At 61.1% G+C, this 1,292-nt stretch carries 1 pseudogene; it reads right to left on the bottom strand.

From position 1 onward, the window contains the following. Positions 1-1,292: pseudogene (locus tag AC0YKC_RS33940) on the bottom strand (hypothetical protein); the annotation flags it as partial.

Genomic DNA, 1,292 nt, shown 5'->3' with positions numbered 1-1,292 from the left:
ACCTCACCGGCGATCGTGGCTGTAGCTTCGCGACAAGCCGCCGCTTCCGGCCACTTGCTGAAGCCGTTCACCAAGTTCCCCATGTCCTGCGGATTAAAACCAGAGAGCCGGCCGGCGCGGCGGCGGACCTCACTGGCGATCATGCCTATTGTCTCGCGACACGCCGCCGCTTCCGGCCACTTGCTGAAGCCGTTCACCAGGTTCGAAAGTTCCTGCGGATTAAAACCAGAGAGTTCGTCAACGCGGCGACTAACCTCACCGGCGATCGTGAGCGCGGCGTGACGCGTGTTCTCCTCTTGTGGCCACTTGCTCATGCCATTCACCAGGGTCGCAAGATCCTGACTGCTGAAATCAGAGAGTCGGCCGCGACGAAGCAACTCGCCGCCGACAACGGTTGCGGCGTGGCGGCACTCTGCCGCTTGCGGCCACTTGCTGAAGCCGTTCACCAGGTTCGAAAGTTCCTGCGGAGTAAATTCAGAGAGTTGGTCGGAACGGCGAAGCATCTCACCAGCGATCGTGGCTGTAGCCTCGCGACAAGCCGCCGCTTCCGGCCACTTGCTGAAACCGTTCACCAGATTAGCCAGGTTCTGGGGAGTAAATTCAGAGAGTTGGTCGGAACGGCGAAGCATCTCACCGGCGATCAGGGCTATAGCCTCGCGACAAGCCGCCGCTTCCGGCCACTTGCTGAAGCCGTTTGCCAGGTTCGACATCTCCTGCGGAGTAAATTCAGAGAGTTGGTCGCAACGGCGAAGCAGCTCGCCAGCGATAGCGATTGAGGCGCCGTGCAAGCTCTCCACATGCGGCCACTTGCTGAAGCCATTCACCAGGTTCGAAAGCTCCTGCGGGGTAAAGTCTGAGGGTCGGGCGGAGCGGTCCCCACGGCGGCCAAGAACCGCAATGCCGATCGCGGCCGCTGCTTTGCGACACTGCGCCTGTTCCGGCCACTTGCTGAAGCCGTTTACCAGGTTAGCCAGGTTCTGCGGAGTAAATTCAGAGAGTTGGTCGGCACGGCGAAGCACCTCACCGGCGATCGTAGCTGTGGCCTCGCGACAAGCCGCCGCTTCCGGCCACTTGCTGAAGCCGTTTGCCAGGTTAGCCAGGTTCTGCGGAGTAAATTCAGAGAGTTGGTCGGAACGGCGAAACACCTCACCGGCGATCGTGGCTGTAGCTTCGCGACAAGCCGCCGCTTCCGGCCACTTGCTGAAGCCGTTCACCAAGTTCCCCATGTCCTGCGGATTAAAACCAGAGAGCCGGCCGGCGCGGCGGCGGACCTCACTGGCGATCATGCCTAT

The sequence above is a fragment of the Mesorhizobium sp. CNPSo 4661 genome (assembly GCF_057784215.1).
This window is presented reverse-complemented; position numbering and strand designations above follow the sequence as displayed.